This window comes from Paeniglutamicibacter sp., from assembly GCF_046714615.1.
Taxonomy (GTDB): Bacteria; Actinomycetota; Actinomycetes; order Actinomycetales; family Micrococcaceae; genus Paeniglutamicibacter.
This window is the reverse complement of sequence record NZ_JBKKAP010000151.1, coordinates 25,259-52,006: the sequence shown is the minus strand read 5'-3', so window position 1 is coordinate 52,006 and position 26,748 is coordinate 25,259. Positions and strand designations below refer to the sequence as shown.

23 protein-coding genes are annotated in these 26,748 nt (G+C 66.6%); 11 read left to right on the top strand and 12 right to left on the bottom strand.

Going from position 1 to position 26,748, the window contains the following annotated elements; all coding sequences use genetic code 11:
* Nucleotides 1-24 precede the first annotated feature (24 nt).
* The 4 genes from ACLQ7E_RS18435 to ACLQ7E_RS18420 all read right to left on the bottom strand — a co-directional run bounded on the left by ACLQ7E_RS18435 (nucleotide 25) and on the right by ACLQ7E_RS18420 (nucleotide 4,908).
* Entirely contained in the window at nucleotides 25-1,110 is a 1,086-nt protein-coding gene (locus ACLQ7E_RS18435) for a formimidoylglutamate deiminase (protein ID WP_411734033.1), read from the bottom strand.
* The gene (locus tag ACLQ7E_RS18430; protein WP_411734032.1) at nucleotides 1,107-2,378 is read right to left on the bottom strand and encodes an allantoate amidohydrolase; all 1,272 of its coding nucleotides are present in this window, start codon (nucleotides 2,376-2,378) and stop codon (nucleotides 1,107-1,109) included. Before ACLQ7E_RS18430 ends, ACLQ7E_RS18435 begins: the two co-directional genes overlap by 4 nt.
* A gap of 66 nt (nucleotides 2,379-2,444) precedes the next feature.
* A complete protein-coding gene (gene hutU / locus ACLQ7E_RS18425) occupies nucleotides 2,445-4,124 on the bottom strand; it encodes a urocanate hydratase (RefSeq protein ID WP_411734036.1) in 1,680 nt (559 codons plus the stop codon).
* Nucleotides 4,125-4,221: 97 nt separating this feature from the next.
* Nucleotides 4,222-4,908, bottom strand: coding sequence for an IclR family transcriptional regulator (locus ACLQ7E_RS18420; protein WP_411734031.1), 687 nt, complete (start codon nucleotides 4,906-4,908; stop codon nucleotides 4,222-4,224).
* A 212-nt stretch (nucleotides 4,909-5,120) separates the two neighbouring features.
* Here ACLQ7E_RS18420 and hutH point away from each other — a divergent pair, with 212 nt between their 5' ends.
* The 4 genes from hutH to ACLQ7E_RS18400 all read left to right on the top strand — a co-directional run bounded on the left by hutH (nucleotide 5,121) and on the right by ACLQ7E_RS18400 (nucleotide 8,841).
* Complete coding sequence (hutH, locus tag ACLQ7E_RS18415) at nucleotides 5,121-6,683, top strand: histidine ammonia-lyase (RefSeq protein ID WP_411734030.1); 1,563 nt, start codon at nucleotides 5,121-5,123, stop codon at nucleotides 6,681-6,683.
* A 32-nt stretch (nucleotides 6,684-6,715) separates the two neighbouring features.
* On the top strand, nucleotides 6,716-7,339 hold the full coding sequence (locus ACLQ7E_RS18410) for a HutD family protein (RefSeq protein WP_411734029.1): 624 nt from the start codon (nucleotides 6,716-6,718) through the stop codon (nucleotides 7,337-7,339).
* Between the two features lie 182 nt (nucleotides 7,340-7,521).
* Nucleotides 7,522-8,178: a LysE family translocator gene (locus tag ACLQ7E_RS18405; RefSeq protein WP_411734028.1), complete on the top strand. Its 657-nt coding sequence runs from the start codon at nucleotides 7,522-7,524 to the stop codon at nucleotides 8,176-8,178.
* 57 nt (nucleotides 8,179-8,235) lie between these two features.
* The gene (locus ACLQ7E_RS18400) at nucleotides 8,236-8,841 is read left to right on the top strand and encodes a HutD family protein (RefSeq protein WP_411734027.1); all 606 of its coding nucleotides are present in this window, start codon (nucleotides 8,236-8,238) and stop codon (nucleotides 8,839-8,841) included.
* A gap of 32 nt (nucleotides 8,842-8,873) precedes the next feature.
* Here the strand turns inward: ACLQ7E_RS18400 and ACLQ7E_RS18395 are convergent, their stop codons facing one another.
* The gene (locus tag ACLQ7E_RS18395) at nucleotides 8,874-9,140 is read right to left on the bottom strand and encodes a hypothetical protein (RefSeq protein WP_411734026.1); all 267 of its coding nucleotides are present in this window, start codon (nucleotides 9,138-9,140) and stop codon (nucleotides 8,874-8,876) included.
* Between the two features lie 197 nt (nucleotides 9,141-9,337).
* On the opposite strand from ACLQ7E_RS18395, the gene ACLQ7E_RS18390 reads away from it, so the two are divergent.
* From ACLQ7E_RS18390 to ACLQ7E_RS18380, 3 genes are all read left to right on the top strand, one after another.
* Complete coding sequence (locus ACLQ7E_RS18390) at nucleotides 9,338-9,856, top strand: toxin-antitoxin system HicB family antitoxin (RefSeq protein ID WP_411734025.1); 519 nt, start codon at nucleotides 9,338-9,340, stop codon at nucleotides 9,854-9,856.
* Nucleotides 9,857-9,865: 9 nt separating this feature from the next.
* A complete protein-coding gene (locus ACLQ7E_RS18385; protein WP_411734024.1) occupies nucleotides 9,866-10,729 on the top strand; it encodes a DUF4097 family beta strand repeat-containing protein in 864 nt (287 codons plus the stop codon).
* Nucleotides 10,730-10,835: 106 nt separating this feature from the next.
* Entirely contained in the window at nucleotides 10,836-11,234 is a 399-nt protein-coding gene (locus tag ACLQ7E_RS18380) for a hypothetical protein (RefSeq protein ID WP_411734023.1), read from the top strand.
* Nucleotides 11,235-11,252: 18 nt separating this feature from the next.
* On the opposite strand, the gene ACLQ7E_RS18375 is transcribed toward ACLQ7E_RS18380, so the two are convergent.
* The 3 genes from ACLQ7E_RS18375 to ACLQ7E_RS18365 are packed head-to-tail and all read right to left on the bottom strand — an operon-like array spanning nucleotide 11,253 to nucleotide 15,273.
* A complete protein-coding gene (locus tag ACLQ7E_RS18375) occupies nucleotides 11,253-12,665 on the bottom strand; it encodes an alanine racemase (protein ID WP_411734021.1) in 1,413 nt (470 codons plus the stop codon).
* Nucleotides 12,662-14,284 carry an FAD/NAD(P)-binding protein gene (locus ACLQ7E_RS18370; protein ID WP_411734020.1) on the bottom strand — a complete coding sequence of 541 codons (1,623 nt, stop codon included), beginning with the start codon at nucleotides 14,282-14,284 and terminating at the stop codon, nucleotides 12,662-12,664. Before ACLQ7E_RS18370 ends, ACLQ7E_RS18375 begins: the two co-directional genes overlap by 4 nt.
* On the bottom strand, nucleotides 14,281-15,273 hold the full coding sequence (locus tag ACLQ7E_RS18365) for a pyridoxal-phosphate dependent enzyme (RefSeq protein WP_411734019.1): 993 nt from the start codon (nucleotides 15,271-15,273) through the stop codon (nucleotides 14,281-14,283). Before ACLQ7E_RS18365 ends, ACLQ7E_RS18370 begins: the two co-directional genes overlap by 4 nt.
* Nucleotides 15,274-15,599: 326 nt before the next feature.
* On the opposite strand from ACLQ7E_RS18365, the gene ACLQ7E_RS18360 reads away from it, so the two are divergent.
* Nucleotides 15,600-16,064 carry a peroxiredoxin gene (locus tag ACLQ7E_RS18360; RefSeq protein ID WP_411734035.1) on the top strand — a complete coding sequence of 155 codons (465 nt, stop codon included), beginning with the start codon at nucleotides 15,600-15,602 and terminating at the stop codon, nucleotides 16,062-16,064.
* Nucleotides 16,065-17,150: 1,086 nt separating this feature from the next.
* On the opposite strand, the gene ACLQ7E_RS18355 is transcribed toward ACLQ7E_RS18360, so the two are convergent.
* Entirely contained in the window at nucleotides 17,151-17,675 is a 525-nt protein-coding gene (locus ACLQ7E_RS18355; protein WP_411734018.1) for a hypothetical protein, read from the bottom strand.
* On the opposite strand from ACLQ7E_RS18355, the gene ACLQ7E_RS18350 reads away from it, so the two are divergent.
* From ACLQ7E_RS18350 to ACLQ7E_RS18340, 3 genes are all read left to right on the top strand, one after another.
* Nucleotides 17,665-19,548, top strand: coding sequence for a biotin carboxylase (locus ACLQ7E_RS18350; protein ID WP_411734017.1), 1,884 nt, complete (start codon nucleotides 17,665-17,667; stop codon nucleotides 19,546-19,548). The two genes, ACLQ7E_RS18355 and ACLQ7E_RS18350, sit on opposite strands and share 11 nt — an antisense overlap.
* A gap of 122 nt (nucleotides 19,549-19,670) precedes the next feature.
* Entirely contained in the window at nucleotides 19,671-20,954 is a 1,284-nt protein-coding gene (locus tag ACLQ7E_RS18345) for a serine hydrolase domain-containing protein (RefSeq protein WP_411734016.1), read from the top strand.
* A gap of 61 nt (nucleotides 20,955-21,015) precedes the next feature.
* Nucleotides 21,016-23,754, top strand: a complete 2,739-nt coding sequence (locus ACLQ7E_RS18340) for an aminotransferase class I/II-fold pyridoxal phosphate-dependent enzyme (protein ID WP_411734015.1) — start codon at nucleotides 21,016-21,018, stop codon at nucleotides 23,752-23,754.
* A gap of 57 nt (nucleotides 23,755-23,811) precedes the next feature.
* On the opposite strand, the gene ACLQ7E_RS18335 is transcribed toward ACLQ7E_RS18340, so the two are convergent.
* The 3 genes from ACLQ7E_RS18335 to ACLQ7E_RS18325 form a co-directional block, all read right to left on the bottom strand.
* On the bottom strand, nucleotides 23,812-24,300 hold the full coding sequence (locus tag ACLQ7E_RS18335) for a universal stress protein (protein ID WP_411734014.1): 489 nt from the start codon (nucleotides 24,298-24,300) through the stop codon (nucleotides 23,812-23,814).
* A 53-nt stretch (nucleotides 24,301-24,353) separates the two neighbouring features.
* Nucleotides 24,354-25,541, bottom strand: a complete 1,188-nt coding sequence (locus ACLQ7E_RS18330; protein WP_411734013.1) for a TerC family protein — start codon at nucleotides 25,539-25,541, stop codon at nucleotides 24,354-24,356.
* Between the two features lie 491 nt (nucleotides 25,542-26,032).
* A complete protein-coding gene (locus ACLQ7E_RS18325) occupies nucleotides 26,033-26,581 on the bottom strand; it encodes a ferritin (protein WP_411734034.1) in 549 nt (182 codons plus the stop codon).
* Nucleotides 26,582-26,748: the final 167 nt, after the last annotated feature.

Below are 26,748 nucleotides of genomic sequence, written 5' to 3'. Positions count from 1 at the left end.
GGGCCGCTCGCCGGCGGGGCGCACCTAATCGGTGCGCACCACCAGGAAGTCGTCGTTGTCGGCAAGCCCCAGGGACCGCAGCCCGCCCTCCCGGGCGGCGGCGGAGATCTCCGTGGGCGAGAACCGTCCGCGTTTCCCGCTGCGCAGGCGTTCGGCATGCTCCAGGGCGCGCTGCTCGAGGTAGGGGTCGAGCACCGCGTGCTGGTCGCTGCCCAGGGCGATGTGCGCGCCGGCGTCGGCAAGTTCCCTGGCGGGTCCGATACCGTCGCCCAGGTCGGCCTCCGTGGTGGGGCACATGACGATGCCGGCACCTCCGGCGCCCAGCGCCGCGATGTCGGCATCGCTCAGGTGCGTGGCGTGCACCGCCGAGAGTCGTGAATCCACCAGTCCCGAGCGCTCCAGCAACCCGGTGGGGCTCAGCCCGTAGGCCGCGTGGCAGGCGTGGTTTTCGGCCGGCTGCTCGGAAAGGTGCACGTGCAGCGGCAGCGTGGGGTCCAGCCGGGAGGCAATGTGCTCGAGGTCGGCGGGAGCCAGTGCGCGCACCGAATGGATGGCCGCCCCCAGGGTGAGCAGCCCGGCGCCCGCATCGAGTTCCTTCAGCGCCGCGGCCAGGCGCCCGTGGCGTTCGAGCCACCCGGCGGCGGTGCCGTCGCTGAAGCGTCGCTGGGTCTCATCGAGTTCCAGCACCGACCCGTCGGCGGCCAGGCCGCCCTGCAGGTAGCAGGTGTCCAGCAGCACCAGGCGGATGCCTGCGGCCAGGGCGGCGCGGCCCAGGGCCAGCTCCATGGCGTGCGGCTCGGTGTCCATGCCGTGGGCCCCATAGGGCGTGCCGTCGTTCCGGTGGTGCAGGTAGTGGAACTCGCCCACGGCGCTGTAGCCGGTGGCCACCATCTCCGCGAAGACCGCGGTTGCCAGCTGCTGGTACCCGGCGGGGGTCAGCGAGTGGGCAGCCGCGTACATGTGCTCGCGCCAGGTCCAGAAGGTGCCGACTCCCCCGTCTGCGCCCTCGTGGGTGCGGCCGCGCAGGATCCGGTGGAAGGCGTGGGAGTGCGCGTTGATCGGCGCGGGAACCTTTACCGTGTTGGTTCCGGTGGTCTCTTGCGTGCTCACAGCAGGTCCTCCAAGACGTCGGCGAGTGCGGCGACGCCAGCATCGGCGTCATCGTGCTCCACGTATTCCTCCGGCGAGTGGCTGATGCCCGAGGGGTTGCGCACGTAGATCATGCCGGAGGGAACCTCCGCGGCCAGCACGCCCGCATCGTGTCCGGCCCCGGTGGGCAGCAAGGGGGCCGCCGGGATCAGCCGGTGCACGGATTTGGCCAGCGCGCGGGTCAGTGCGGGATCGAAGTTCACGGTTCCGGAGAGGGATTCCTCGGTGAGCACCACGGTGCAGCCCTCGAAGGCGGCGATCCTTTGGGCCTGGCCGTGGATCTTTTCCACCAGCATCGCCGTTACCGCATCGTCGGGGTGGCGCACATCCAGCCAGAGGTCGACCCTGGAGGCAATCACGTTCGTCCCGCCGGGGACAGGTTCGAGCCTGCCCACGGTGGCCCGGGCATCGGCCTGCGCACGCGCGACCTCGCGGACCTTCACCACGAGCTGGGCCGCGGCGATCATGGGATCGGCCCGGTCCACCATCAGCGTGGTGCCCGCATGGTTGCCTTGCCCGGCAAAACTCAGCCGCCAGCGTCCGTGGCCCAGGATGGAGTTGCCGATGGCCACGGCGGGTCCGCGGCCCGCTGCGTCGGTGTGTTCCTCGGTGTTCAGCCCGCGGCCCTGCTCCACGTGCAGTTCGATGAAGTCGCCGATTCTAGCCAGCGTCGCCTCGTCCCTGCCCATCAGCGCGGGGTCCAGCCCGTTGGCCGCGGCGACGTCGGCGAAGGTGTTGCCCTGTGCATCGCGCAGGTTCAGCGCCTTCGCCGGGTCGATCGCGCCGGTGAGCAGCCGCGAGCCCAGGCAGGCCACGCCGAAGCGGGAGCCCTCCTCCTCGGGGAAGACGGCCAAGGCCAGGGCCCTGTTGCGCTGCAGGTCGCCGGAGGCCTCGCGTGCCGCCAGCACGTCGAAGGCCGCCAGCGCGCTGGCCACCCCGAGCGGGCCGTCGAAGGCCCCGCCGCCGGGCACCGAGTCCAAGTGGGATCCGGTGACCAGCGCCCCGCGGCGCGAAGCGGCATCCCGGGCCGAGCCGGGCAGGTCCCACCAGGCCCAGATGATGCCGTTGGCATCGGTGGAGACCTCCAGGGAACGGGATTCGGCTTCCGCGACAAACCACTCGCGCAGCGTGATCTCCGCCGAGCCGTACACGGGGCGCGAATAGCCCCCGCGCACGGCGTCTGGGCCAATGTCGTTGATGGCGGCAAGGAGGGAGTTTACGGTGCTCAAGAGTGGGTCATCTTCTTTCGGCAGGAGGCGTGGGGAGGCGGTGCGGGCAACCTTACCCGCACCCGGTCATTCCGACATCGGGATGCGCACGCCGCGCTCGTGCGCGACCTCGATGGCACGCTCATAGCCGGCATCAACGTGGCGGATCACGCCCATGCCCGGGTCGTTGGTCAGCAGCGCCTGAAGCTTGGCGGCCGCCAGCTCCGAACCGTCCGCGACCGAGACCTGTCCGGCGTGGATGGAGCGGCCGATGCCGACCCCGCCGCCGTGGTGGATCGAGACCCAGGTGGCCCCGGAGCTGGTGGCAGTCAGGGCGTTGAGCAGCGGCCAGTCGGCGATCGCGTCCGAGCCATCCTTCATGGCCTCTGTCTCGCGGTAGGGCGAGGCCACGGAACCGGAGTCCAGGTGGTCGCGGCCGATCACGATGGGGGCCGAAACCTTGCCCTCGGCGACCAGCTTGTTGAACAGCACACCGGCCTTGGCGCGGTCGCCGTAGCCCAGCCAGCAGATGCGGGCCGGCAGGCCCTCGAATTCGACGTGCTCCTGGGCCGCATTGAGCCAGCGGTGCAGGTGCTCGTTTTCCGGGAAGAGTTCCTTCAGCGCCTCGTCGGTGACGCGGATGTCCTCCGGGTCACCTGAGAGTGCCACCCAGCGGAATGGGCCAAGGCCCTCGCAGAAGAGCGGGCGGATGTAGGCCGGTACGAAGCCGGGGAATTCGAAGGCGCGGTTGTAGCCGCCCTGGCGGGCCTCGTCACGGATGGAGTTGCCGTAGTCAAAGACCTCGGCGCCGATGTCCTGGAAGCCGACCATCGCCTCGACGTGGGCGGCCATCGAGGCCTGGGCCTTTTTCGTGAAGCCATCGGCGTCGGCCTTGGCCTCGGTGTCCCACTGCTCCAGGGTGTATTCCACCGGCAGGTAGGACAGCGGATCGTGCGCGCTGGTCTGGTCGGTGATGATGTCGAAGGCCACGGTGCCCGCCTTTTGGCGACGCAGCAGCTCGGGGAAGACCTCGGCGGCGTTGCCGACGTAGCCCACCGAGAGCGCGCGGCCCTCGTTCTTGGCTGCGGCGACCTTGGCCAGTGCCGCATCCAGATCCAGTTCCACCTCGTCGAGGTAGCGCTTGGATTCGCGGCGGCGCAGGCGCTCCTCGGAAACGTCAACGATCAGCACCGCGCCGCCGTTAAGCGTGACTGCCAGCGGCTGGGCACCGCCCATGCCGCCGCACCCGCCGGTCAGCGTCAAGGTGTTGGCCAGCGTGCCGCCGAAGCGCTTGGCGCCGATCGCGGCGAAGGTCTCATAGGTGCCCTGCAGGATGCCCTGGGTGCCGATGTAGATCCAGGAGCCGGCGGTCATCTGCCCGTACATCATCAGGCCCTCGGCCTCGAGCTTGCGGAACTCGGGCCAGGTGGCCCAGTCCCCCACCAGGTTGGAGTTGGCGATCAATACGCGCGGCGCCCACTTGTTGGTGCGGAAAACACCGACCGGCTTGCCCGACTGGATCAGCAGCGTCTCGTCCTCCTCCAGGTCCGTCAGCGTCTTGATGATCGCGTCGTAGGCCTCCCAGGATCGGGCGGCGCGACCGGTGCCGCCGTAGACGACCAGGTCCTCGGGGCGCTCGGCGACCTCCGGGTCAAGGTTGTTCATCAGCATGCGCAGCGGGGCCTCGGTGGCCCAGGACTTGGCGGTCAGCTTGGTGCCGCGCGGAGCGCGGATAACGCGGGACGGATCGTGCTGGGTGAAGCTCATGGACTGGTTCTCCTTGTCGGTGATGCTCAAACTGGTGGTGCCCTGTGGGTTGTCGTTGGGGGGGGTCATTCGATGTGCAGGTGACGTGGGAGTCGGGCTAGTTCCCGAGGCCCGCGCCCAGAAGAGCGCGGGCCTCGGCGGCGACCAGTTGCCCGATGCGCTCGATTTCCGCCGCGTTCATCCGGTAGCTGGGGGCCACCACGGATATCGCGGCCACGGGTCCGCCGTCCACCGCAGCGCCGGCTGCCCCGAGCTGCCGCAGGGGCGCGGCGATTGCCGTGACGTCGGCCTCGACTCCCTTGTCGGAAACCACGTACCCGGCTTCCGGGGTCTTTCCGGCGAACACGACGCCCAGGCTGGATCCCTCCAGGGGAACGCTGCGGCCCACCCACGAGGCGTGGCGCACCGAGTGTGTGCCCTCGGCGATGGCCAGGTACACGGCGTGGTCGTTGCCCGTGCCCTGGTGGCCACGCACCGAAAGGTAGGCTGATTCGCCGGTCGCGTCGACCAATCGCTGAAGTGCCGGTGCAGCCAGGTGGATCAGCGACTCGTGGCTCAGCGCCTGGGCGCCGAGCTGCACCAGGCGCAGGCCGGGCCGGTATTCGCCGTCCGTGTCCTTGCGCACGAAGCCGCTGTTTTCCAGGGTCCGCAGCAGGCGCAGGGCCGTGGAGGCCGAAAGTTCGGTCTCGCGGGAGACTTCGGCCAGCGATACCGCCCCGGCATCGCAGACTGCGCCCAGCAGCTGCAGGGCTCGTTCCACGGTTCGGGTTGCCGGTTCTGCCACGGTTTTCCTCCATCTAGGTGATTCGGTGTCTGAAACACTTGCCTTTGGGTGCTATTTGGCGCCCTCGGACGAAATTCGACGCCCTGGGGGCTTGCCCCGGAGCCGATGATGCGTTTCACTTATTGAAACGCTAATTTCATCCCTTGGCAAGTGTTTGCGAGATCCGGCTCACATGACACCTCGGAAATTCCACCTTTCAGAAGGAAAAACCCATGAATGCCAGCATCACCATTTCAACCGGCGCGTTGAAGCCCGAGGACGTCGTAGCCGTTGCACGCCACGGTGCGCAGGTGGAACTGGGCGCCGAGGCCCTGGCCGCCATCGAGTCCTCCCGCGCCGTGATCGACGCACTGGTCAGCGACAGCGTCCCGCACTACGGCGTCTCCACCGGCTTCGGTGCACTGGCCACCAAGCAGATCCCGATCGAGCTGCGCGCCCAGCTGCAGCGCTCGCTGATCCGCTCGCACGCTGCATCCTCCGGCGCCGAGGTGCCGCGTGAGGTGGTCCGTGCGCTGATGCTCAACCGCATCTCCACCCTGGCCACCGGGCGCACCGGGGTCCGCCCGATCGTGGCAACCACCTACGCCGAAATCCTCAATGCCGGGATCACCCCGGTCATCGGCGAGTACGGCTCGCTGGGTTGCTCCGGGGACCTGGCCCCGCTCTCGCACGCCGCCCTGGCCCTGATGGGCGAGGGACCGGTTCGCGACGCCGCGGGCACCGCCATGGACGCCGCCGAGGCACTTACCGCAGCAGGCATCACCCCGGTGGTCCTGGCCGAGAAGGAAGGGCTGGCGCTGGTCAACGGCACCGACGGGATGCTCGGCATGCTGCTCATGGCGGCGGCCGACCTGCATGCGTTGGTCAGCATCGCCGACCTCTCGGCAGCCATGAGCATCGAGGGGCTGCTGGGCACCGACGCGGTCTTCGCGCAGGACCTGCACGCGCTGCGTCCGCACCCGGGCCAGCGCGACTCGGCGGCGAACATGCGCACGGTACTTGCAGGCTCGACCCTGATCGAGGAGCAAAAGGACGGCTCCCACAAGTTCACCCGCGTGCAGGACGCCTACTCGCTGCGCTGCGCCCCGCAGGTGCACGGCGCGGTGCGCGCGACCCTGGCGCACGCCGAATCCGTGGCTGCCATCGAGCTGGCCTCGGCCATCGACAACCCGGTGGTCACCCTCGACGGGCGGGTCGAGTCCAACGGCAACTTCCACGGCGCCCCCATCGGCTACGTGCTGGACTTCCTGGCCATTGCCGTGGCCGACCTGGCCTCCATCTCCGAGCGCCGCACCGACAGGTTCCTGGACAAGTCCCGCAACCACGGGCTCAACGCCTTCCTGGCAGACGACCCCGGGGTGGACTCCGGTCACATGATCGCCCAGTACACCGCCGCCGGCATCGTTTCCGAGCTCAAGCGCCTGGCAGTCCCGGCCTCGGTTGACTCGATCCCGTCCTCCGCCATGCAGGAAGACCACGTCTCGATGGGCTGGCACGCGGGACTGAAGCTGCGCAAGGGCATCGACGGCCTGGCCCGCGTGCTGGCCATCGAGCTGCTCACCAGCGCCCGCGCACTGGACATGCGCGACGGAGGCCTGGAGTCATCCAAATCCTCGCCGGTGATCACCGCGGTGCGCGAGGTCATCCGCACCCGAGTCGAGGGTCCTGGTACCGATCGCTTCATCTCCCCCGAGATCGAGGCCGTCTTCCAGCTGGTTGCCGACGGTTCGCTGCTGGCCGCTGCCAACTCCGTGGCCGACGTACCGCTGGCCTGATGTCCATTTCCCGTTCCACCTCAGGTCAGATCGTGGGCACTGCACAGAACCGTGACCTTTCCCCCGGCACCGTCATTGCCTATTCCGGACTTCGGCACGCCCCTTGGCGCAATGGCGGCGGGGTGACCCGGCAGATCGCTTCGGGACGGCTGAATCGCTCCGGAATCCCGGAAGCAACCTCAGGGGACGATTGGGACTGGCGTCTGAGCATTGCCGATGTCGACAGCCCAGGGAACTTCTCCGCCTTTGTCGGGATGAGCCGGATCCTGACCGTCATCGAGGGCGAGGGCCTGATGATGAGCATCGACGGGATCGAACGGCGGCTGGAAAAGTACAGTCCGTTGGGCTTCGACGGCGGGTCCGCCACCAGTGCGACGCTGCCCGACGGACCGATCAGGGACTTAAACTTGATCGCCCGCACCGGAACGGTGACCGGGCATGTTGCCATCGTGGAACTGTCACCGGAGCACCCCCTGCAACTCACCGGCGGCAGGCTCGGCGTCCTTCTCCAGGGCCAGGCCAAGGTGCTGGTGGGCGGGAAACAAGCCGGGGCCCTGGAACGCTACGACACGATCGTGGGCGGCGGGGAATCGACGCCCTCCATCAGTGGCCGCGGCTTCGTGGCCGTGGTTTCGCTGGAGCCCGCCGAGCCATAACGGCATCGGCTCCTCGATGGGCGGGACCAGGTCAAGAATTCGTTGACCTGGCCCGCCCGCTTTGGTTGCCTTTCCGACGCGCTTGCTCGCCTCGTCCACGGCGCCTTCCACCAACCCGAGCGGCAGCCCAAGCGCCACGTCAAATTGGCATGCACGGGCAGCGGCCCCAGATAATGGTTTCCATGCCTTCTTCGTCTCTCCTTGGCTTCGCCGGGGTCGCACTTGTCGTGGTGCTGGCCCCCGGACCCGACACCTTCCTGCTGCTGCGCTACGCCCTGAACCGTCCGCGCAACGGGGTCGCCGCCGCACTGGGCATGATGGTCTCGATCATGGGTTGGGCGGCACTGGCGGGCCTGGGCGTTGCAGCCCTCTTGCAGACCTACCCGGCCATCCACCAGGGCATCGCCATCGTCGGCGGAGCCTACCTGCTCTACCTCGGCCTCGGATCGCTGATCAAGGCCCGTTTCCTGGCCGGCGCGTCAGCGGCGACAGCCCGCACCACGACCAGGAAAGTGGCAGCGGCTGAAACCGAATTCACGCTGGTGCAATCGGCGAGGGCGGGTGCCCTCTCTGCGGCACTGAACCCGAAACTCGGGCTGTTGTTCCTGGCATTGATGCCGCCGTTTATTCCTGCCGGATCCAACATGCTGGGCTCGGCGTTGCTCCTTGGAGCCATCTTCGCGACCATGGGCTTCGCCTACCTGATGGTGCTGACCGCGATCGCGGCCAGGGCCATGGCCTGGTTCAAGAGCCCGACCGTGGGCATCTGGCTCGAACGGGTCTCATCGGGAGCGCTGGCCATCATGGGCGTCGTGGTGCTCCTCGGCGCGTTCACCTAACCGCACCGACCGCGGGCCGGACGCGGCATTTCCAGGCCTCCCACTAGACTTCTTTTCATGACGACAACGAACCGCTCCCTGGCAGCCGGAACCATCTTGCACCTGGCCGACTCCACCAAGCGGAAGTGGGCCCACGGGGAAATCCGGGAAATCGCCGCCGGAAAGCTGGGCACCGACGCGACCCTCTTGCCGGCCGAAGGCACCGAGTGGGATTGGCGCCTGAGCGTGGCCTCCATCGAAGCCGCCGGGGAATTCACGCCCTACGACGGCTTCGACCGAACGCTCACGGTGATCGCCGGCGAGCTGCTCGAACTCACCATCGACGGGTCGGCCCACGCGGTGGAGGCACTTCGTCCGCTGAGGTTCTCCGGCGGCAGCGCCGTTGCCGCCGCCCTGCCCACGGGAGACGTGCTGGCATTGAACCTGATCACGCGCGCCGGTGCGGTGCGTGGCAACGTGCGCATCGTGGAGCTGTCCAAGAAACGCGAACAGCACCTTTTCGGCGCCCAATTCGGCGTACTGCTGCAGGGAAAGGCCACCGTGCTGCGCGAAGAATCGGAAGAACCACTTGAGCTGCGCGACACCGTGATCGGCGGCGAGGAAGACTCCCCGCGCATCATTGGCCGCGGCTTCATGGCCGTGGTGTCCCTCGACCTGCCGTAAAGGCTTGGGCCGAGGGGTCGTGAAGTCCTCGGCTAGTTGTTCAGGCCCGGCTTGACCGGAACGAACCCGACGACATTCTTGCGGTGAATGGCCTTCTCCGGCATGCGCTTGAAGCCCTTCGCATCCATCTTGTTCTGCAGGCGGAATTCGGCCAGGGCCGCGTCATAGATTTCGTTCATCCGGCTGCCGGTGACCTCTTCCTGGGTCCCGTCGGTGAACGTGATGGAGATGGTGAGCTTGGCGGGGAAGTGTCGGCTCATCCGGACGTTGCCGTCGGTGTCCTGCTTGAGATTGATCATTTGTTGCCTTCTTTCGTAAACGGGTTCCCTCAGTCTTCACCAGGCGCGCCGGAATCCGTCATTCGCCACCGCAGGGGGAACCGACTTTCTCGCCACATTCCCGCGCATCGAGGCGCGACCGGGGGCGGCCCCATAGTGCAGTCGCTGGGCCAACTCACGCCATTGACATGACGTCACCGTGGTGTCATTCTGACATCGTGAACATCTCCCGTTACGTCAAGAACCTGCAGAACCAGCTTTCGGCCGCCGCCCAGGCCTCTGGTTCCGAGGCCCAGGAGATCGCCGAGCGGCTGGCTCCGACCCTCGATGCCTCGGTGCGCCTGCTGCTGCTCGAAGTGCTTTCGGACGCCGCCGCAGAAATCACCACCGAGCTGGCGCCCGGCTCGGTCGATGTGCGGCTGCGCGGAGCCGGCCCGGAATTCGTCGTCACCGTTCCTGAGTCCTCCTCGCCGGCCCCTGCCGCCGAAGGTGCAGCCGTCCCCGCCGGGCCGTCGCTTCGGGAGCAGGCCGAGGACACCGAATCCGCGACCGCGCGCCTGACCCTGCGGCTTCCCGAAGGCATCAAGGCCCAGGTCGAGGCGGCAGCGGCCCGCGAACAGCTTTCGGTCAACACGTGGCTGGTGCGCGCCGTCTCGGCCACACTCAACACCCCGCCCGGCGCCTCCGCGCAGCGCCAGAGGAATTCCGGCCATCGCTTCACCGGCTGGGTCAGTTAGGACAACGCCATGTACACCTTCCAGCCCACCGGCCAGGTCACCGCCTCCATCGACCTGTCCATGGGCAACATCCGCATCCTGGCCGGCGACGGCGAGACCCTCACCGTGCAGGTGGATCCGTCCAACCCCGCCAAGGCCGCCGACGTCCGCTCGGCCGAGTCCACGCTCGTCGAATTCACCGGCGACCGGCTGGACATCGTCCAGCCCAAGTCCCCGCGCGTCTATTCGTGGTTCAGCAGCGGCAGCTCCATTGACCTGCTCGTCCGTCTCCCCCGCGGATCGAAAATCCAGGGCACCACCGCGTACGGGGCCATCCGCACCGAGGGGGCGCTGGGACCATCGACGCTCAAGACCTCCTACGGGGACATCGCCGTCGAGGCGGGCGAGGACCTGCGGCTGCGGACCAGTTACGGCGACGTCACCCTCAACCGCGGCACCGGGCACACCGACATCCGCGGCGGGAAGGTCCGCGTGGGGCAGGTCGACGGCACCGCCGCGATCAAGAGCTCCCAGCACGGCACGTTCGTGGGTCTGGCCACCGGGGACCTGCGGGTCGCCTCCTCCTACGGCGACATCGAGATCGACCGCGCCCTGGCAACCGTCGTGGCCAAGACCGCATACGGGACGGTGCGCATCCACGACGTCGTGCGCGGGGCCATCGACATGCGCAGCTCCTACGGCGAGCTGGAACTCGGGGTGCGCGAGGGCAGCGCGGCCTGGCTGGATCTGGAAACCAGCCACGGCGCCGTCCGCAACCACCTCACCACCACCGACTCCGCCCCGGGAACCGACGAGCCGACCGACATCCTGCAGGTCACCGGCCGCACCTCCTACGGCGACATCGTCATCCGCCGGTCCCTGCCGGTCCGCTGACCGGGCTTGAAGCACAGCTTCACCGTTCCGCCGCCACGGGTCCACGGCGCAGCCCTGCCGCTAGACTTGTTGTTTCATTGCCAGCAACGGACGGTCATCGGCAGCCATGGACTACAACGACTTCGAGCTTGTTGCCTTTTGGGTGCTCGCCCTCGCGGCCGCACTGCCGTTGGCGGCCATTGGCATCCTGGTGCATGTGCGTGGCGGCGCCAGGGCCCCGGGGCTGTATCTGGTCCTGGGCACCACCGCCTCGATCGTGTACGGATACTTCGCCGGTCTGCTCGTGGGCACGCTGTTCCCGCCTCCCTACGTCCCCGGACTTTCCGAGGGCAGGGGCCTGGACCTGCGCGGTTTGGCCCTGATCTTCGGTTCCTGGATCGGCGGTGCCCTCGGGGTCCTCACTACCCTGGTCACCTTCGCGGTGTCCAAGACCGTGCAATGGCGCCGGGCGCGAAGGGCGCTGCAAGACCTGAACGCCGGGCTCCCGGGGACCTCCCCTCACTGACGCGCCGCCCCGCACGCCTCAGACTCGCAGCACTTTATCCTCGATCTCATCGGGAACCCAGGCGTCCCCGTCCCAGAGCACGTTGACAGCCAGCGGCAATTGGTGCGAGGCGCTCTCCACGATGTGCATGAGATAGCCCGCGGTGTTGGGAAAAGCCATGACGTCGTTCGGGGCGGCCCCCAGCGGGAACTCAAACCTCCGGCGCAGGATCAGTTCTTCCTCGATGCAGTAGGCGCCCACCAGGAAGCCGCTAAACGGTTTGCGCGGGCGCCGTGGTTCGGCCGTGTGGATGAGGATCGGGTCGAGCAGGAAGTCGGCCGAGGTCGAACGGCACTGGGTCCTGTTCATGTGAAGCCCCAGCAACGGCACGCCGTCGCTGCGTTCCTTCCCAAACGCGACCGTGGCCAGCGTCAGGCCGCACCCGTCCAACAGGGAACGCCCCGGTTCGCAGCGCAGCTGGATATTGCGCTCGACCAACAGCTCCGCGATGTTGCGTCCTCTTCCGGAGGGTCGGGCGGCAAGGATCGCATCCAGCCATTCCCCGCGGACCGGGCTCTGGTGGTAGGGATAGACACCCGCGCTCGGTTCCTTGCCGAAGGCCCCGAGCGAATCGAATTTCCAGGTGATTTGCTCCGCCCCGGAGGGTTGCTCGGCGAGCGCTTCCCAGAACTCGGTCCATTGGGCAGCGCTGTCCAGATAGGACATCGGGATGCCACCACCCATGTCGATGAAGCCGGGAGCATGCCCCAGGTCCACCAAGGCATCGGCCAGGTCCACGGACTCCACCAGCACAAGGGCACGATGCTCGGCGCTGTAGCCGCCGAGATGGAAGTGGATCCCCACGACCTGAAACTGCGCGGGGTCCTGCTGCCCGGCCAGGTATTCGAGCCAGTGGGCGGCCCGCAGGCCAAAGCGGGTGGGCGGCAGCAGGGCGTTGTCCGAGGCCAGGCGCAGGGCGACTCGGGCCCGCACCCCGCAGGACACGGCGACTTCCCGCAGATCCTCGGCCTCGTCCCGGTTGTCCAGGCTCACCACCACGTCGTTTTCCACGGCAAGCCGGAGCAGTGCCGGCGATTTGACGGCAGCCGTGACAATGATTCGCCCCGGGTCCACGCCCCGGCGCAGGCACTGGTCGAGTTCGTGGAAGCTGGCAACGTCGATCCCGCATCCGGCAGCCACCGCGGCGTCCATGGCACCGATGGTCTTGTTGGCCTTGCGCGCCAGATACACCTGGAAATCCACCGCGTGCCGGGCAGCCGCCTCGCGCAACTGCCCGACATTGCTGCCCAGCGAGGAGAAATCGTGGACATTGGCCGGGGATCCGAACGTCTCGATCAGTTCCCGGCATTGTGCGGCGTCCGCGAGCAGCCGCTCCATCCAGGGTTCAAGGCGCGCGGTCAGCGGTGCGGTGCCGTGCATCAGGGGTTTCATGAGCGATCTCCAAGGTGTTGTGGCATTCGTTGTCGCACGATGCGCTGGGCCCAGCGACGGGGTTCGGAATGCAGCGTGCGGTTCAGGGTGTCGTGGCCCAGCGTTGGGCCCTCGGTGGGACGGCCGAGCGCGGCCAGGGATTCGTTCCGGTTGCCGTTTGCATCGATGCAGGTTCCGTCCGCATCGGTCAACAGACCTCGCTCCCCCTCGCGCACCAGCACCTCTCCGGCCGCGAGCAGGCCGCCTATGACAGCTGACATGGCCCGGCCGGCCGGTGCCGCGGAGGCCAGCACGCCGCCAGACGGGGTGACGGCGTCGATCAGCACCGTGCCCCACGGCAGCCGCGGCGGGAAGGTGCCTTGGTCCAGCAGGCCGCAGTCGAAGAGTGCCAATAGCTTCAGCGCCGTGCCTTCGGGAGGACCGAAGGCCATGCGCTCCAGCTGTCGGGACACGCACTGGAACAACCTCGCTTGCGCTGGCCGCCAGCGCACCCGCGAGACGGCCTGCACCACCTCCGGATACAGGCCCGACCACACCCGTGCCCACAACCACTGCGTGGTCGGAGGCTCCTGCAGATGGTTCACCACGATGCTGCGGCGGATGTTTTCCGCGGCCGATCCGGCGTCCTGCCCATCCTCCGAGCGCCCGGTCAGGGCCGTGCGCCACAGGGCCAGGGGCGTGACCGGAGCCCCGCACAGCACCGCGCACTCGACGGCGCAGGAAAGCAGGATCCTGAACAGGCCGGTGTACGCGGCGCCATCGCCCGCCGGGCGGCATTCGAGGCCGCGGCCCCAGTCAAGGACCCGTTGCCGATGCGTATCGATGCACGAACGGATGTTTTCCGGCACCTCATCCGGCTTGGGAACCATGGGCAGGGTGCTCCGGGAGGCCATGGTGATCCTGTCCGGTTCCCGGCCACCGGGGATGTAACGCAGCGCGGGCACCCCGGAGACGTGGTCTGCGGCCTCGACCCACCGTCCGCCGCGGCCCTCGGTCAGCAGCAAGACCGCATCGTAGGCGGTCAAGGCCGCACCCCGGACCAGGACCCGGCTGCCTGCCGGGATGCTTTCCTCGCCCAGCGGCAGGTACTCCCCGATGAGCGGGCTCGCATTGCATGCCGCTTCGAGTGGCTTCCCGGGTGCATCTCCCGGTAACCCATGTCCGGTCGCGAGCACGACCTCGTCATAGAGCCCGGAACCGACATCGCTGAAGACCTCCCATTGCGCCCCGGCGCGCTCCACGCCCGTAACCCGGGCCGGGATGTGGGTCAGGCCGAAGCGAGCGGCCTCGGCCAGGTGCCGGAACTGCTCGTTCAGGTACCTGCCGACCACGACCCGCGGCGGATACCGCTGCGTGCTGCAACGCGGCTCGACCCGTGCTACCCATCGTGCGAAGGTCTCCGGGGCCGAAGCCGGCCCGGCGTCGACGATGCCCGCGGAAACATTGAGCCGCAACGCCGTCGACTGACCCTCCTGCCAGACCCTGCCGGCACCGGGCGGATAGGGGTCGAAAACATCGATGCCCAGACCTTCGGCCGCCGCGTCGGGACACCTGTCCCGGAGTTCGAGCAAGGCAAACAGGCACTTGGGTCCTCCCCCGATGAACGCCACGCGCGTCATCGGGGACTGGTGCCCAGCACCCCGGGAACGATGTCGGACTCCGGTTCGGAGCCGAGGTTGCCGCGGACCCAATCGTCGTCGTAAACGGTGTGCAGGTAGGGCACCCCCGAATCGTGGACCAGGAATCCGATGCGCGAGCCTTCCTCGATCCCCGGCAGTTGCCGCTCCATCGCAGCAACGATGGCGCCCGTCGAGGCGCCCGCGAGGATCCCCTCGCGCTTGGCCAGCTTGCGGCAGCCCCGGACCATGTCGATTTCCTCGACCCGACACACGACGTCGGGGTCCGCCTGCAGGGCCAGCTCCGGGACGATGCCCGCACCCAACCCGGGGAAGCGCCGCAGGCCCTCTTCCCCGCCGAACAACACCGATCCAACAGCATCCACCGCCACCAGCTTGGTCTCCAAGTGGTGTTGGCGCAGATACCGTTGGCAGCCCAGAAGCGTGCCCGTGGTGCTGGTGGCCACGAACAGCATGTCCAGCCGTCCGTCCACCGCTTCCATGAACTCGGGCATCGTCGTGGTGAAATGCGCGTCCGGGTTGTCAGGCGATCCGTATTGGTTGGTGGTCACGGCCCCGGGATTCTCGCCCAACAGCCTTTGGACCCTTTGGCGCCGTGCGGCCAGCTTGTTGCCGTCGGGAGGGGTCGGCACCAGCTCGATCCTCGCCCCGTAAGCGCGCATGATCTCAAGCGCCGATCGGTTGGCGTTCTCGTCGACGACCGCCACGAATCCAATCCCGCGGACCACGGATTGCCTGGCCAGCGCGATGCCGAGGTTCCCGGAGGTCGATTCCACGATGAGGCCCCCGGGCTCGAGCCGGCCGGACGCCATGAGCGATTCGATGAGACTGTGGGCAGTGCGTTCCTTGGTGCTTCCCGAGAGCTGGAGGAGGTCCAGCTTCGCGAAGACCTCGACCTCCGGCACGCCGAAGAGCCGCTCCAGCTTCACCGTCGGGGAACTCAAGGGGTGCAGTGTTCCAACGTTGGTCATGTTCGCTCCTCGCATCTGTTTGGACAGTGACATCCGGCCCGGCGGCCCTGGAACGGAAGGGGGCCCGGGCTGGAGCCGTGAATGGCCGGCGTTTCGCCTCGACGTGGGGAACGCCGATGCTGCACAGGTGGGCAAGTCCTCGTCAGCCGGTTACGACTGTGGCCAGTCTAGGAGCGGGCGTTGGATCTGACCAGACCAAAACCGAAAAATCACTTTCCCCAAGAGTCCTGCCGAAACACGGGTCCGACATGGGAAACTGATGAAATGGACACCCCCGGGAAACCGCAGCCAAACAACTTGTCGGGCGACCCTTCCCATTTGTCTAGCTGTCGGCCACCACGGGCACGAGGATGACGCCGGAGGACTTCGCCACCGGGTCGTTCGTGTTGTTCATCTACCCGCGGACCGGCAGGCCCGACCGCATCGAGCCGCCCGAGTGGTCGCTGGTCCCCGGCGCCAAGGGGTGCACGCCCGAATCGTGCGAGTTCCGCGATCTGGCCGCGGACTATGCTGCCAGCGGATTCCGCATCTACGGACTCTCCAGCCAGGACACCGAGTACCAGCGCGAGGCGGTCGGGCGCCTGCACCTGCCCTACCCGCTGCTCTCGGATCCCGGATTCGCCCTCGCCACCGCATTGGACTTGCCGGCCTTCGAGTTCGCTGGCGAAAAGCTCCATGTACGCAGCACCCTGGTCGTAACCGAGGGCACGATCACCCACGCATACGTTGGCATCACCGACGCCGTCGCGCATCCCCGACTTCTCCTCGCCGAACTCCAAGAAGGTCGCTAGGGAGCCCAAGGCAGCAGACGCCGACCACACCGATACGGGCTTGGCCTGTTGCGCGGGTTACCGGGACGCTCCGGCGACGACCACCCGGGTTGATGCCGAACGCCACTCAAGTCAATTTCTGATGTTCGGAACCCTTTTTGCAAGTGGTGCACATATTCCGGATCCCGATAGGCACAGATACGCCCGGGACGCCGTTCCGGGTTGAACCACCTAGATGACATAAAGGACAGCATCGCTACCATTTTCGGCAGGGCCATTTCACACCATGCCATTTTCGAGATTGTCCCACAATATGACCCAGGTAACATTCAGAAATCTTTCAGCCTCCACTAAAAATTCATCTGCGGTGCCGAACGCAGCGGCCGACGCCCCTTCAGGCACGGGCAGAAGGAGCCCCGCAGCACCCGAAAATAAACTCTTCGGTAACCCACATCACACCATGTCGCTTCATGATCTGCAGATCCCAATCGCTGTCGGTTGGTGGGCATATTTCCTCCTTCTCCCGGGCGCCGACAGGGACTCTGACCCGCACTCGCAGAGGCACTTTCCCATCCCATCCGAAGCGTGCCGCACGACGCGAACACCTGCCGTTTATGCGTCGTTCACCTGCCCCCACTACGTTTGCGGGACCACGCAGATGGAAATGAAGAATCCCACGAGGTCGATCGGCAGCGCCCGCTGCAGGACGGTCAGGGGGAGGCGGCCATGACCTTGTTTGCCGGGCTTCCAGTGCACTCCGTAAGACACGGAATCCACGGGAAGCCGGCAACCGGAATCGCCCGCCTTCGCAGGATTCGGCTATTTTCCCGATGAAAGGAGTTGGACAATGACCGCACACGCGAACAAGACCGGTAAGAAGATCGGCCAGCCAAGTCAGCTCACCAAGGCGGTGGCCAAACCGACGACCGACAAAAACTCGGTTGATAAAAAAGCCGCCCCGGCAGTAGCCGTGAAATCCGCCGCAGCGGCGCCAACGGCATCAAAGTCGGCAGCCGCGAGCACCACGACTGTTCCATCAGCGCAGGCCACTGCCACGAAGCCTGCAAAGACCGCAGCTGACACCACCACGGCAAAGACCGCAACCGTTCAGCCTGCACCCGCAAAGGCCACGAGCCGAACCGCTTCGTCGGCCCAAGCCACCGCCTCAAAGCCAGCCAAGATCGCGACGGAAAAACCGGCCGCTGCATCTTCCCGAACCGCCCCGGCAGCCCTCACGGCACCGGCAGCAAAGACCGCCGCAGCCAAGCCCGCAACCACTGTGAAGGCCACTGCCGCAAAGTCTGCGACAACCACAACGACCCCGGACACCGCCGCCAAGACGGCAGCGAAGACGCCCGAGACCACTACTTCCCGGACCGCAGCGGCCGCAGCTCCTGCCGCGACACCGATTGCGACCAAGACCGCAACCGCGGCAAAGTCGGCCACCGCCACCCAGACCCCTGCCGCGAAGACTGCTACGAAGACGACCGACGCCGCAACCAAGTCCGTCGGAACGGCAACGACGTCGTCCCCGACCGCAAAAGCCACCGCTACGGCACCCAAGACCACCCCTGCAGCAGCCAAGTCCACCATCGAGACAAGGTCCACAACCACAAAGCCTGTGGCTACCACTGCAGCTTCCGTCGCTTCGGCACCGGCCCCGGCCGTGAAGACCGCCGAAGCCGCGCCCAAGACCACCGCCGAGCAAAAGCCCGCCCAAGCCGCGGAAAAGCCATTGGCAGCGAACGCGTTGCCGACCTCCAAGGACACCGGCAACACTGAAGCCAAGACCGCATCCAAGGACGAGAGCGCCATCGCGACCACCACTGCGCGGACCATCCCGGCGACGAACGCGACCCCTGCAGCCAAGACCGCAACCGAGGCAAGGCCGGACTCCGCGGCCACCGCCGCACAGGTTGCCGCCCACGTTGCAGACCCGATGCCGCGCGCCACCCCGACCGGCCCGGAAGCACCCGAGGCCACCATCGGCACCGATGCCGCCTTCGCCTCCACCGTGCCGTGCGACACCGTCCTGCACACGCTGCGAAACATCTCCGAGGTCCGCCACTTTTTCCGCACCAACGACGTGCCGATCTTCTTCTTCGGCGCAACCCCGTTCAACCTGCTGGGCCTGGACCGCTGGGTCCGGAACTTCACCTACATCAGCTACTACGACGCCTGGGACGGTGCACACCCGCGGGTCTTCACCCCCGTGCACAAGCCCTACCGCGAATTCGGTTCGGGCGAGGAAATCAACAACTGTCTGCTGCTCAACGCCGAGGTCCGCGCCCGCATGACCAAGGACCTGCGCCCGGGCGTTCGCCCCAAGGTCGCCATGGTCTTCTTCGATGAGGAAACCGAGCAGATCTGCGACGAGCTGGGCTACGACTTGATCCTGCCGCCGGCGGAACTTCGCTCCCGGTTGGATTCCAAGATCGTCACCACCCGCCTGGGCAACGAGGCCGGCGTACCCTCGGTCCCGAACGTCCTGACCAAGGGTTCCGATTGGAAGGCCCTGCGCTCGGCGGCCGACAAGGCCGGGCTCGGCGAGCAGCTGGTCGTCCAGACGCCGTACGGGGACTCGGGCAAGACCACGTTCTTCATCAACAACGAGGCCGACTGGGACAAGCACAGCGCCGAGATCATCGATGAGGAAATCAAGGTGATGCGCCGGATCAACAACCTGCCGGTGGCCGTCGAGGCAGTGCTCACGCGCTCGGGTACCCTGGTCGGACCGTTCCTCACCGAGCTGGCCGGCCACAACGACCTGACCCCCTACAAGGGCGGCTGGTGCGGGAATGAAATGCACCCGGACGTGCTGACCGACCGCCAGCGCGCGCTGGCCACCGACCTGGTCAAGCGCATGGGCGACCGCCTTGACAAGGAAGGCTACCGCGGCTTCTTCGAGGTCGACGTGCTCGTTGACACCGACACCGACGAGGTCTACCTGGGCGAACTGAACCCGCGCATCTCCGGGGCATCGGCCATCACCAACGTGACCGCCGGGGCCTACGCCGACGTGCCGCTGTTCCTCTTCCACCTGCTTGAGTACATGGATGTGGAATTCGAGCTGGACGTCGACGAGATCAACGCGCGCTGGGAGGCCCTCTCGGGAGCCGACGTGTGGAGCCAGATGATCATCAAGGAGACCTCCGAGACCGTCGAGCTGCTCACTGCCACCCCGGCAACCGGCCAGTACTACCTGGACGCCAACGGCGCCCTGGTCTTCAGCCGCCCGGCCATGGACTGGCACATGCTGCAAAACGAGTCAGAGGCGTTCTTCTTGCGCATCTACGGCCCCGGCGACTACCGCTGGAAGGGTGCAGACCTGGGAATCCTGGTCACCAAGGGCCGTCTGCAGCTCGAGCGCAACGGGTCCACCCAGCTGACCATCAGGGCCAAGCACTTCATCGATTCCATCCGGGCCGGATTTACGGGTCTGCCGGTGGGCGGGGAGCTGCAGCTGGACGCCACCGCCGGGATAGGGGTCAAGACCCAGTGGTAGAGTCCCGATAAATCAGCGCTGCATCCCAAGCAGCAACTGAAAGCTGCTCCGTTGCAGCGACGATGGCGCCGCACCCGTGCGGCAATTTGAACGCTGCGATCTTGCAGCCATGGAAGGAAACAGTGTTGGACGGCGCGAACCTTGATTACCACCCATCCGGGGTGGACATGCAAAACTGGCAACTGCCGCAGAACCTTCGCTGGTCCTTCCAGCACATGGCCGAGTTCCTGCCCACCGCGGTGATATCGCGGGGGCGGGGACCGGCGGCCAAGCTTCCGGCCGCACACCGCGACCTGGACTCGATCATGCTGGCCCCGGCAGGTCCCGAGGAAGCGCCAATGAGCGTGGGCTCGGTCATGGCCGCGACCGAAACCGACGGGTGGATGCTGCTGCACCGCGGATCCGTGCTCACCGAGCAGTACTTCGGCGAGATGGCAGCCGACACGGAGCACCTGCTGATGTCGGTGAGCAAGTCGCTGGTCGGCGCCGTCGCCGGGGCGCTGTGCGATGCCGGGCTGCTGGATCCCGAGGCGCAGTTGACCGACTACGTACCCACGCTTGCCGACACCGGCTATGCCGAGGCCACCGTGCGGAACCTGCTGGACATGCGCTCGGGCATCGCGTTTTCCGAGGACTACCTGGACCCGAGCGCCGAGGTGCGGCTGCTGGAGCAGGCGATCGGCTGGGCTCCCCCGGTCCTCCCCGGCCCCAACGGCATGTACCCGTACCTGAGCACGCTGCGGCAGAAGACCGCGCACGGCGAGGCCTTCGAATACCGCTCCTGCGAGACCGACATGCTGGGCTGGATCTGCGAGGCGGTCTCCGGGTCGACCATGCCCACCCTCATGTCCCACCTTCTCTGGGGCAAGATCGGCGCCGAGTTCGACGCCGTGATCGGGGTCGACCAGTACGGCACCGGGATGTTCGACGGCGGGATCAACGCCACGCTGCGCGATATGGCCCGCTTCGGCTCGCTCTTCTTGAACGACGGGCTCGCCCTGGGCGGTGAACGCGTGTTGTCGGCCGCCTGGATCGAGCAGACCCTGGCCGGGGCGCCGGATTCCCGCGAGGCCTTTGCCAACAGCCCGGGCGACAACCGCATGCCCGGCGGCATGTACCGGAACCAGATGTGGTTCCCCTATGAGGGCAACGACGTGGTGCTCTGCCTGGGCATCCACGGGCAGATGGTCTACATCAACCGCCCCGCCCAGGTGGTGGGAGTCAAGCTCTCCAGCTGGCCGCATCCGCAGGACGCCTCCAAGCTCTTCCCCACGGTGCGCGCCTTCGACGCGATTGCCGCGACGCTGGGCTCGGAGCCGCCGGCCGTACGCCATGAGTTCCTGCCCCTGTTCACTCTCCCCGCGCGGGGAAAACCGCAGGCCGTGGCCGGAGACGCGAAATCTTAAGCTTGAGTTGTGACGCCCTGCAAGGGCACACCCTAGGAATGGAACAGAAGTGAAAGCGCCAATGTCGAAAGTCGACACCGACCAATATGCAACACCGTCCAACGTATGGCGACTGCGCACCGACGCCTGGGAATACCTTGGATATGCAGCAAAGCAGCTTCCGGGCATGGCGAATCCGGACACGGGCGCGAACGCCGTCGAGAAGGGGCTGCTGGACGAGGTCAGGCGCCAGCTGCGGTTCCTCGAGTCAGTCGAAACGTATTGGGCGGTCCCCGGCAAGGCGCACGTGCTGGAGCTCCGGACGCGGATCGAGGAGGGCGACTTCGCCGCGGCGCTGACCCTGATCGAGACCGTGACCCGCGGATTCACGCGCTTCAGGCACGAGCTCGACGAAAAGCTGACGGATCCCGATCCCGACGCAGAGCCACTTGATCCGGCGGTGCCGGCAATCGCCGACCGCCGGCCGCGCTTCGAGGTCCTGGTCATCGACGACGTCTCAGAGACGATGCGCGAGGAACTCATCGCCGAAATGGCCGGCCAGCGCAGGGATTCGGACGCCTTCACGTACCAAATCAACGTGGTGCCCAGCCTCGAGGACGCGCTCATCGCCGTGCTGCTGAACCCCACCATCCAGGCCTGCATCCTGCGCCCCGGCTTCACCGTGCCCACCCGGCACCGGCCCAGCGAAGACCTGCGCCGATTCCTGGACAACCTCATCGACCCGGGCGTCTCCGGCTACGCGCCAAGGAAGCGCATCCTGATGCTGGCCGACAACCTCAACGCGCTGCGCCCGGAACTGGACCTGTACCTGGTGGCCGACGTGTCCATCGAGGACCTTGCCGGTTCTTCCAACAAGCGCTTTGCCAGGCTCTTCCGCCGCGAGGAGTCCATGGAACTGCACCTGTCCCTGCTCGGCGGGGTGGCCGCGCGCTACAAGACCCCGTTCTTTGACGCCGTGCAGCAGCACAGCCGCAAGCCGGCCGCCGTCTTCCATGCCCTGCCGATCTCCCGCGGCGGCTCCGTGGTGAACTCCCGGTGGATCAAGGACATGGGCGAGTTCTACGGAATGAACCTGCTCCACGCCGAAACCTCCGCCACCTCCGGCGGCCTGGACTCGCTGCTGGAACCGCGCAGCACCATCCGCGACGCCCAGGTGCTGGCCGCTCGAGCCTTCGGTGCCCGACGCTCCTACTTCGTCACCAACGGCACCTCGACGGCGAACAAGATCGTGCACCAGTCCATCCTGGCCCCCGGGGATGTGGTCATTGCCGACCGCAATTGCCACAAGTCCCACCACTACGCGCTGATGCTCGCCGGGGCGCAGGTCGCCTACGTGGACGCCTACCCGCTGGACGAATTCTCCTTCTACGGAGCGGTGCCGCTGAAGACGCTGAAGTTCATGCTGCTTGACTACCGCCGGGCCGGGCGTCTTGACGAGGTCAAGATGATCACGCTGACCAACTGCACCTTCGACGGCATCGTCTACGACGTCGAACGCGTGATGGAGGAATGCCTGGCCATCAAGCCCGACCTGGTCTTCCTCTGGGACGAGGCCTGGTTCGCCTTCGCCGGGTTCCACCCGATCTACCGGCGGCGCACGGGCATGGCGGCCGCGGCGACCCTCGAGGCCAACTTCAAGGATCCCGCCTACATTGCCCGCGCCAAGGCCCAGCGGGCCGCGCTGTTCGACCCGGCCACGGGGGAACCGGCCGACGACGAGGTCTGGCTCTCCACGCGGCTGCTGCCGGACCCGGAGGCGGCCCGGCTGCGCGTCTACGCCACCCAGTCGACGCACAAGACGCTGACCGCGCTGCGCCAGGGGTCGATGATCCACGTCTACGACCAGGACTTCAGCCACCTCAACGAGGTGACGTTCAAGGCCGCCTACATGACCCACACCTCGACCTCGCCGAACTACCAGATCCTGGCCTCGCTGGACATCGGCCGGCGCCAGGCGGTGTTGGAGGGCTATGAGCTGGTCCAGCGCCAGGCCTACCTTGCCCAGTCCGTGGCCCAGATGGTGGCGCGCCACCCGCTGCTGAAGAAGTACTTCCGGGTCTTGAGCACCTGTGAGCTCATCCCCGAGGAATACCGCGAAACCCGGCGGCCCATGCCCTTGCGCGATGGCATCTCCGCCATGGACGAGGCCTGGCGCACCGACGAATTCGTGGTGGACCCCAGCCGGCTGACCCTGCACATCGGGAACACCGGGGTGGATGGCGACACGTTCAAGCACAAGTACCTGATGGACCTGCACGGGATCCAGGTCAACAAGACCTCCAGGAACACCGTGCTGTTCATGACCAATATCGGCACCTCGCGCAGCGCCGTGGCATACCTCATCGACGTCTTGGTCAAGCTCGCCGAGCATTTCGAGACCGAACGGGCCGACATGGGCCCGGCGGCCCTGGCTGCCTGCGAACGCAGGGTCGCGGAACTTGTCAGCACGCCGCCGCCGTTGCCGGACTTCAGCCGCTTTGCCGACCGGTTCCGCAGCGGAGCGGACACCATCGACGGGGACATCCGGACGGCGTATTTCACCACTTACAAGACCGGAAGCTGCGACTACCTGATGCCGCGGGAGCTGGCCGAGCGGGTCCGGGCCGGGGACGAGGTGGTCTCTGCCGGGTTCGTGACGCCGTACCCGCCGGGATTCCCGATCCTGGTGCCGGGGCAGGTCGTCACCAAGGATATCCTTTCCTACATGGAGGCACTGGACACCCGCGAGATCCACGGCTTTGACGCGGCGCTGGGCTACCGGATCATCAACGATCTCCCGACGGAGGTTTCCGGGGCCTAAGGGGCCCCAGACGGGAGGCATCGGCCACGCGGCCGGTGCCTCCCGCCCGCCTTTGGCTCAGGCCGAGGGCCGTACGACCAACACCGGGCAGGCCGCGTGCCTCACGCATTGCTCGCTCACCGAGCCCAGCAGCATCCCCTTCAGCCCGCCGCGCCCACGGGTTCCCACCACCAGCATCCGGGCCTCGTGCGAGATCGCAATGAGGCTCTTGGCCGGCGGCGCGTGGACGGGCTCATAGGTGATCGGGACCGTCTTGAACTTTTCGGCGATCGGGCGCACGTTGCGCTCCAGTTCCTCACGCACCGCCGCGGTGAACTCCTCCATCGCCGGAACGTACCCGAACTCCCACTGTGCCGGACGCGGCGCTGTCGCGATGGACCATGCCCGCGAAACGACGACGGGCGCCTTCAGCTCCTGCGCCAGCTCCAGGGCCATGGCCAAGGCGTCGTCCGCGCCGTTTGACCCGTCGTGCCCCACGACAATGCTGCCGGCCGGTGCCGGTTCCGGTGCCGGGATCGGATAATTGAATGTTCCTTCGGTGCTCATGGCCGATTCTCCTTCTTTGTCGTGAGGTGGTTGGTTGTGCCCGGGGGCGGCGGTCAAGGCTTCGTGTATTCGTCGTGCAGCCGGTGCGCCTCGGCCACCTGCTCACGGATCTTTTCGACGTCCTTGGCCTTGTTGCGGTACTTCGGGTCCATGGTCAGGATCTGGGCTTCCTCCAGCTTCAGCAGCCGGTAGACACGCTCGCGCTCGGCAGGATCTGCGGTGTAGCCGAGGTCGATGTAGCTCACCGCATGCCGCCGCGCACTGTTGATGGCGGTCTGCGCCTTTCCGGCCTTGCTCACCAGCGAGAAGATGATGGTCAGGACAAGCACGCCGATAATGAAGCCCAGCGACAGTGCCGTGGTGATTTCAATGACCGGGATGGGCTCGCCTTCGTTGATGAAGGTCAGGTTGTTTTCGTGGAGTGCGTGCAGCACCAGCTTGACGCCGATGAAGGCCAGGATGGCGGCCAGTCCGTAGGAGAGGTAGATGAGCCTGTCCAGCAGTCCGTCCAACAGGAAGTACAGCTGGCGCAGTCCCATCAGGGAAAAGGCCGTGGCGGTGAAGACGATGAACACGTTCTGCGTCAGGCCGAAGATCGCGGGAATGGAGTCCAGCGCGAACAGGATGTCGGTGCCGCCGATCGACACCATGACCAGCAGCATGGGTGTCAGGGCCCGCTTGCCATGGTGCATGGTGAAGAGCCTGTCGCCATCGAAATGGTCGGTCGTGTGGAGGAACCGCTTGGCCAGGCGCATGATGAAGTTGTCCGACTGATCCGCCGCGTGGTCCCCCGGCTTGAGCAGGTTGCCTGCGGTGATCAGCAGGATCAGGCCGAAGAGGTAGAACACCCAGGCGAAGGAATTGATCAGCGCCGCACCCAGGAAGATGAATCCGGTACGGGCGATCAGCGAGAACACGATGCCGAAGAGCAACACCTTCTGTTGGTCCTCGCGGGGAACCCGGAAGCTGGCAATGATAATGAGGAAGACAAACAGGTTGTCGACCGATAGGGCCTTCTCCGTGATGTAGCCGGCGAAGTACTCCGAACCCATCGTGGCACCGCCAAAAACAAGGACCAGGATCCCGAAGAGGACGGCAATCCCCACATAGACGGAGGACCAGATCCCGGCTTCCTTGAGCGTGGGAACGTGCGCCTTGCGGATGTGGAAGAAGTAGTCAAAGGCGAGCAAGGCCAAAATGACGACGACGGTGATGCCCCAGACAAGGGGTGAAACGCTCATATGTCCCTGCTTTCGGACGGTGGTGGCAGCGGGCCCGGCGCATTGCTTGGCGTTGTCCTTTCCGGTGCCGGAACGCGCCCCGGGTAGGGCCACGCACGGCATCCTCGATTACAGGCAACCGAGCAAAGTCCTTGTCACGAAACTAGCACCCCGCTTGGGCGTTTGATAACCCCCGGCAGGGGCGATAATTCCCCGAGGTTCAATTCCCGGACGCGGGAAAGGAACCTCCCCCGGTTGCCATCGGTCGAACCCTGAAACCGCCGCTCGAACCTGCCGCCGCGTGTGTGTTGCGATTTTCCCGGCGTCCTCGGCGTGGGGCCCAGGTGTCGCGGTCAAACACCGGGATGGAATCCTTCCCCGGAGCTCCCGGTGCAGGGGCCAGGACAGGCCCGAACCCATGGTTCAGTCAAAAATCGCGCTTGTCGAAAATTGCCCTGCCGACGTCGACACCGGACTGCTGGCTGCTCGGTGCCGACTCGCGCGGCTTGTTCCTAGAGCATTCCCCCGGCGACCTCCGGTGAGCCTGCGACACCGCCTGCACCACCGGATTGCCCGGGATCGCCCACCGTCTCGCGGGCCAGGAACGTCTCGACCTCGAAGAGGCTGCTCGCCCGCTCCGCGACGTTCAGCAGCGTGGACATCGACGCCACCTCCTCGACCTGTTCCTTGAGGAACCAGAGCATGAATTGCTCACCCAGCGGGTCGTTTTCGGCCCGGGCCGCGGCGAACAGCGCCTTGATGCTTTCGGTGACCTCGATTTCCTGGGCGAGCGCCAACTTCAACGGTTCCAGGGCAGACTCGAAGTCGTTGCGGACCTCGCCTATTCCGGGGATGGCGAACTTGATGCCGCGGTCCAGCATGTACTGGACCATCATCATCGCGTGATTCCTCTCCTCCAGCGCCTGGCGGTAGAAGTGCTTCGCCATCCGGGGCAGGTCTTGTCCGTCGAACCATGCGGCGATGGCGATGTACTGCTGGGAAGCCGCGAACTCGTTGCCCAGCTGGCGGGTCAGCAGCTCGTTGAAGTGGTGGCTCATGATGCTCTCCTTCAATAGGTATGCACGGGTGCGGACCTGGTGCGCCAAGGGCCGGGCGGGCCGGGGTGGCGGAGGACCTACATCGAGCGTCCCCCGCTCCTGATCCCCGAGTCAAGGGCCAGAGGTGCGCTGGCCGATGAAGCGGCCGTTGTGCTTCGCATGCATTTTGG

Excerpts from the sequence above, each read along its gene's own strand:
- hutU (WP_411734036.1), bottom strand. The coding sequence starts at position 4,124 with ATGAGCTTCACCCAGCACGATCCGTCCCGCGTTATCCGCGCTCCGCGC.
- hutH (WP_411734030.1), top strand. The coding sequence starts at position 5,121 with ATGAATGCCAGCATCACCATTTCAACCGGCGCGTTGAAGCCCGAGGAC.
- ACLQ7E_RS18405 (WP_411734028.1), top strand. The coding sequence starts at position 7,522 with ATGCCTTCTTCGTCTCTCCTTGGCTTCGCCGGGGTCGCACTTGTCGTG.
- ACLQ7E_RS18400 (WP_411734027.1), top strand. The coding sequence starts at position 8,236 with ATGACGACAACGAACCGCTCCCTGGCAGCCGGAACCATCTTGCACCTG.
- ACLQ7E_RS18395 (WP_411734026.1), bottom strand. The coding sequence starts at position 9,140 with ATGATCAATCTCAAGCAGGACACCGACGGCAACGTCCGGATGAGCCGA.
- ACLQ7E_RS18385 (WP_411734024.1), top strand. The coding sequence starts at position 9,866 with ATGTACACCTTCCAGCCCACCGGCCAGGTCACCGCCTCCATCGACCTG.
- ACLQ7E_RS18380 (WP_411734023.1), top strand. The coding sequence starts at position 10,836 with ATGGACTACAACGACTTCGAGCTTGTTGCCTTTTGGGTGCTCGCCCTC.
- ACLQ7E_RS18375 (WP_411734021.1), bottom strand. The coding sequence starts at position 12,665 with ATGAAACCCCTGATGCACGGCACCGCACCGCTGACCGCGCGCCTTGAA.
- ACLQ7E_RS18370 (WP_411734020.1), bottom strand. The coding sequence starts at position 14,284 with ATGACGCGCGTGGCGTTCATCGGGGGAGGACCCAAGTGCCTGTTTGCC.
- ACLQ7E_RS18365 (WP_411734019.1), bottom strand. The coding sequence starts at position 15,273 with ATGACCAACGTTGGAACACTGCACCCCTTGAGTTCCCCGACGGTGAAG.
- ACLQ7E_RS18340 (WP_411734015.1), top strand. The coding sequence starts at position 21,016 with ATGTCGAAAGTCGACACCGACCAATATGCAACACCGTCCAACGTATGG.
- ACLQ7E_RS18335 (WP_411734014.1), bottom strand. The coding sequence starts at position 24,300 with ATGAGCACCGAAGGAACATTCAATTATCCGATCCCGGCACCGGAACCG.
- ACLQ7E_RS18330 (WP_411734013.1), bottom strand. The coding sequence starts at position 25,541 with ATGAGCGTTTCACCCCTTGTCTGGGGCATCACCGTCGTCGTCATTTTG.